4 protein-coding genes and 1 pseudogene are annotated in these 5,114 nt (G+C 73.3%); 3 read left to right on the top strand and 2 right to left on the bottom strand.

Features of this window, described 5'->3' with window-relative positions; genetic code table 11:
* Nucleotides 1–5: 5 nt before the first annotated feature.
* Nucleotides 6–875 carry an alpha/beta hydrolase family protein gene (locus ACSNOK_RS30540; protein ID WP_436784043.1) on the bottom strand — a complete coding sequence of 290 codons (870 nt, stop codon included), beginning with the start codon at nt 873–875 and terminating at the stop codon, nt 6–8.
* A 271-nt stretch (nt 876–1,146) separates the two neighbouring features.
* Here ACSNOK_RS30540 and ACSNOK_RS30535 point away from each other — a divergent pair, with 271 nt between their 5' ends.
* Together ACSNOK_RS30535 and ACSNOK_RS30530 are read left to right on the top strand one after the other, a co-directional pair.
* Entirely contained in the window at nt 1,147–1,950 is an 804-nt protein-coding gene (locus tag ACSNOK_RS30535; protein WP_436784042.1) for a winged helix-turn-helix domain-containing protein, read from the top strand.
* A gap of 24 nt (nt 1,951–1,974) precedes the next feature.
* Nucleotides 1,975–3,003: a LacI family DNA-binding transcriptional regulator gene (locus tag ACSNOK_RS30530; RefSeq protein WP_436784041.1), complete on the top strand. Its 1,029-nt coding sequence runs from the start codon at nt 1,975–1,977 to the stop codon at nt 3,001–3,003.
* Between the two features lie 182 nt (nt 3,004–3,185).
* On the opposite strand, the gene ACSNOK_RS30525 is transcribed toward ACSNOK_RS30530, so the two are convergent.
* Nucleotides 3,186–4,430 (bottom strand): damage-control phosphatase ARMT1 family protein, encoded by a 1,245-nt coding sequence (locus tag ACSNOK_RS30525; RefSeq protein ID WP_436784040.1) that lies wholly within the window; start codon nt 4,428–4,430, stop codon nt 3,186–3,188.
* A 359-nt stretch (nt 4,431–4,789) separates the two neighbouring features.
* On the opposite strand from ACSNOK_RS30525, the pseudogene ACSNOK_RS30520 reads away from it, so the two are divergent.
* A pseudogene (locus ACSNOK_RS30520) lies at nt 4,790–5,114 on the top strand (serine protease); the annotation flags it as partial.

Raw genomic sequence — 5,114 nt, 5'->3', positions numbered from 1 at the left:
ACCCCCTACCCCTCGACCACTCCCTGCCCCTCGACCACCCACCGGGCGATCCGCCGCAGCAGCGGCACCGGCGCAGCCGTCTCCGCGTGCCCGAACCCCCGCTCGATCCACAGCTCCGTGGAGGCCGGATCCCCGGCCGCCGCGAGCGCCCGCGGATGGTCGAGCGGGAAGTACGGATCCCGGTCGCCGTGCACGATCAGCACCCGTCGGGGCGCGATCGACGGCACCGCCGCCACCGGCGGCACCGGCACCGGATCCCACTCCGCGGCGTGCACCCGCGTACGCAGCGCCCACCGGGCCACCGCCCGCCCGGCAGGGCGGGTCACCGCCCAGTGCAGCCGCCGCATCGGGGCCGTCCCCCGGTAGAACCAGCGGGCGGGCGCGCTGACCGCCACCACCATGTCGGCATGTGCCCCTGTGCGCCCCTCGTGCTCTGGACCGGTCCCCGGAAGGTGGAGACCACCGTGCCGCAGTGCCACGGAGCCGCCCATCGAGAAGCCGACGGTGGCCACCCGCTCGTATCCCAGCCGCCGGGCCCAGCCCACGGCCGCGGCCAGGTCCAGCACCTCCCGGTCGCCGACCGTCGAGTGCCCACCCGAACGGCCGTGTCCCCGGAAGGAGAACGTGATCACGGCCGTGTACTGGGCGAACACCTCCGCCGCCCGGCGCAGCGCGGGCCGGTCCAAGGCGCCCGTGAAGCCATGGGCGAGCACGACGGCGGGGGGCCGCGGACCCGTCCCGGGCGGCGGCGGTCCGGGCTGGTGGGCGGCCTCCACCCGTACCCCGTCGGCTGTCAAGAGGACGATGCGATGACCACCCGAAGTGATCGACGAAACACAAGGTCGGGCAAAGTCGTCGGCGCCCGGGAAAGTCATGTGGGCTATTCTGCTGCGCAGAGAGGATCCGGGCAGAGTCGCCCCCGGGTCCTTTTGTGCATTCGGACGTGCGCGCCCCGCGGACGACCGGGCGCACGCGTGCTTCCGGGCGCGCACCCGCACACTCCCCCAGCACCACGCCTGGGTGGTACCCCCGTCGCAGGGACCGAGGAGGAACCGACGCCATGGGCGAGCGAAGCGCGCACGACAGGAACGGCAGGGCCGACGGCAGGCCGGGGGAGAGGACGGACAGCGGGGCGGGTGACCGTCGATGAGCTCCCTTCTGCTGCTGACCAACGCCCTCCAGCCCTCCGCCGAGGTGCTGCCCGCGCTCGGACTGCTGCTGCACAGCGTCCGCGTCGCCCCCGCCGAGGGCCCGGCGCTCGTGGACGTGCCGGGCGCCGACGTCATACTGATCGACGGCCGGCGGGACCTCCCGCACATCCGCAGCCTCTGCCAGCTGCTGCGCTCCACCGGGCCCGGCTGCCCGCTGCTCCTCGTCGTCACCGAGGGCGGCCTGGCCGCCGTCACCGCCGACTGGGGTGTGGACGACGTCCTCCTCGACACCGCGGGCCCCGCCGAGGTGGAGGCCCGGCTGCGGCTGGCCATGGGCCGGCAGCAGATCTCGACGGACGACAGCCCCATGGAGATCCGCACCGGCGACCTGTCCGTGGACGAGGCGACGTACAGCGCCAAGCTCAAGGGACAGGTGCTGGACCTCACCTTCAAGGAGTTCGAGCTGCTGAAGTACCTGGCCCAGCACCCGGGCCGGGTCTTCACCCGGGCGCAGCTCCTCCAGGAGGTGTGGGGGTACGACTATTTCGGCGGCACCCGGACCGTGGACGTCCATGTGCGGCGGCTGCGGGCGAAGCTGGGACCCGAGCACGAGTCCCTGATCGGGACCGTCCGGAACGTCGGCTACCGCTTCGTACTGCCGGAGAAACCGGACAAGAACGAGAAGACGGACGCCCCCGCGCCGGCGGCCGAACGGGTGGCGGAGCCGCCGGCGCGTACCCCCGCCGAGGAGGCGCCCACCGCGGGCCGAACAAAGAGTCCGCGACCGGCCAAACGGTAGGTGGACCCGCGTAGACTGCCGCGCGTGGCCAAGGTGACGCGGGACGATGTGGCGAGACTGGCGGGGACATCCACCGCGGTGGTCAGCTACGTCATCAACAACGGACCGCGCCCGGTGGCACCGGCGACGCGGGAGCGGGTGCTGGCCGCGATCAAGGAGCTCGGCTACCGGCCGGACCGGGTGGCGCAGGCGATGGCCTCCCGCCGCACGGACCTCATAGGCCTGATCGTCCCGGACGCCCGCCAGCCCTTCTTCGCGGAGATGGCGCACGCGGTCGAACAGGCCGCCGCCGAGCGCGGCAAGATGGTCCTGGTCGGAAACTCCGACTACCTCGACGAACGCGAAGTGCACTACCTCCGGGCCTTCCTGGGGATGCGGGTCTCCGGCCTCATCCTGATCAGCCAGGGCCCGAGCGAGCACGCCGCCATAGAGATCGACGCGTGGGACGCCCGCGTGGTCCTCATGCACCGCCGCCCCGACGCGATCGACGACGTCGCCGTGGTGACGGACGACATCGGCGGCGCCCAGCTCGCCACCCGCCACCTCCTGGAGCACGGCCACCCCTACGTCGCCTGCCTCGGCGGCACCGAGCACACCCCGGCCGTCGGTGACCCGGTCACCGACCACGTCGAGGGCTGGCGCCGGGCCATGCGCGAGGCCGGCAAGTCCACCGAGGGCCGGCTCTTCCACGCCCCCTACAACCGCTACGACGCCTACAAGGTGGCCTTGGACCTGCTGTCCGGCCCGGACCGCCCGCCCGCCGTCGTCTGCGCCACCGACGACCAGGCCATCGGCGTGCTGCGCGCGGCCCGCGAGCTGCGCATCGACGTACCCGGCGAGCTGGCCGTCGCCGGCTTCGACGACGTCAAGGAAGCCGCGCTCACCGACCCGCCGCTGACCACCGTGGCCTCCGACCGGCAGGCGATGGCCCGATCGGCCGTCGACCTGGTGCTGGACGACGGGCTGCGGTACGCGGGGACGCGGCGGGAGCGGCTGAAGCAGTTCCCCTCGGCGCTGGTCGTCCGGCGGTCGTGCGGGTGCGGCGGCGAGTAGCGGACCGCCCGGCCCCTGGCGCCGCCATGGCCTCGGATGCGGCTGCGCCCCCCGACGCCGTAATGGCAGCCAACGCCCCCATGTCCGCCCACGCCCCCATGTCCGGCAACGTCGCCATGGCCGCCGGCGTCGCCATGGCCGCCGGTGCCGCCATGGTCGTCGGCGTCCCCCGCCCGTCCCGTTCACGGCCGCAGCCGTGCCTGGACGAGAGCCTGCGAACCGTCCGTACGCCAAGCCGGCCGTACGGCGTCCAACCGGTCGACGGTCTCCTTCGGGAGCCCCACGGCCACCTCGGACTTCAGGGTGCGCAGCGCCACGAGCGAGCCCGGCACGCCCGCCACGGCGTCGGCGAACGGGCGGTCCGCCGGCCAGGCGCGGTCTCCCACCAGGCGTCGGTAGTTGAGGTCGCCCTTGAACACGCACAGAACGGCCGAGGCCAGGGCGGCGCGGAGATCGGCGGGCATGTCGTCGAAGCCGAGGGGCGAGCAGTGGAAGGCGTGGGTGGTCTGCCGGAGCCGGCCCGTGGCGGCGGCCTCCCGGAGGCGCCGGGCCGCTCTGCCCGCCTCGTTCCGGAAGGCGGTCATGCGCACCAGACAGTCGCGGACGTCCGAGGCCGTGGCGTCGGAGACGTAGTACGGACGCGGTTTGACGTGCAGGACCACGGACGTCGCACGCCCGGTCGTCAGCAGATGGTCCGCGAGAAGGAGATCGGCGAGGAGCTCCCGGCCCGCGTTGTCGAGGATCATATGGACGTCCCCCGGCGGGCGGCGGCTGATGTGTCTCCACACCGCCTCGACGTCGTCCGACAGGAGCTCCGGGAGACGCGGGGCGCCGGAGCCGCCCGCGGCGCTCGCAGCGTCACCATCGGCGGGGTCGGTGATCTCTTGTACCAGCTGGAACCCGAGGTCGGCGCGGTTGCCGTGGAGGGACGCCAGCACCAGGGCGCGGAACGCCTCGTCGGGCGGCGCGTCGGCGAGCCCGTCGAGCCAGTCGGTACCGGACTCCAGCGCCGCGTCGGCCAGTTCGGCGCCCTTCATGGGAGCGAACGGGTCGACGCCCTGCCAGGGGCCGGGGGAGAAATGGTCGACGCACTCCAGCAGGCGTAGGTAGAAGTAGCTCTCCGCCCACAGGAACGGCGTCTCGCTCCACGGCCGGCCGTAGTGCCGCCGGTCGCGGGCCGTCCAGGGGGCGACGGCGGCCGTCTCCGGCGCCGGCGGCCGGATCTTGCCCGTGCGCGACTCGTCTAGCAGGGCCTCCAGGCGGGCCCGCTGCTCAGGGCCGTACGGATTGCCTTCGCACAGCCGGCGGACGAGAGCCGGGTGCCGTTCGTGGAAGACCCCCCAGCCGTACTCGCCGGGATCGGCGATGCCGTAGGCGGGGGCCGCGCCGTTCGCGTCCGTCGTGGTCGTCTTCATCGTCGCCGCCATCGTTCCTCGCTCCTTGATCGCTGGTCGTTGATCGCTGATCACTGCTCACCGTGAGCGGAGCGGCCCGGCTGTCCCGTCGCCGTTCCTGCTTCTCCGCACCCTCAGAATGCCCCTCCGAACGTGCCGTATCGCCCATTCGGACCATGACGGAACCCTGTCAGGGGCGCTCAGGGACGCACACGCGCCCCGCGCCCGACCAGACCGTGCGGGGTGGGGCGGACGGGGGGCAAACAGGAACGGATAGGGGCGTACCAACGCAGACGTGGCGGAGCGATCCTTATTCGTACCGCACACCCTTCTGGCGAGCTTCTCAGCGCTCACTCAGACTGTTCTCATGAACAGGGAGGACAGTCATACATATGACGACGGAGAACCCCCGCCCGAGCGGTCACCAGCACCCTGAGTCCCCCCGCGCCTACCCCGCCCCGCCGGTCCACCCGCCGCAGGGCCCGGTGAGTACGCCGGACGGCTCCACCGTCTGGCCCGGCGACCCTTACGGGAGCGGCGGGACGTACGCCACCGGCGTCCACCGCCTCGGCCCCGGCGGCCCCAGCGGTCCCGGCGGTCCCGGCGATCTCAGTCACCCCACGGGCCCCACAGGCCCCACCGGGCACGCCGGGCACGCCGGCCACCCCAGCCACGGAGGAACCCCCTCCGGCCCCGGCGGCTACGCCGGATTCGGCG

It is taken from the genome of Streptomyces sp. URMC 126, assembly GCF_051386555.1.
In the GTDB taxonomy this organism is placed as follows: domain Bacteria; phylum Actinomycetota; class Actinomycetes; order Streptomycetales; family Streptomycetaceae; genus Streptomyces.
Note: the sequence above shows the minus strand (reverse complement) of the source record. Positions and strands in the feature narration are given on the sequence as shown.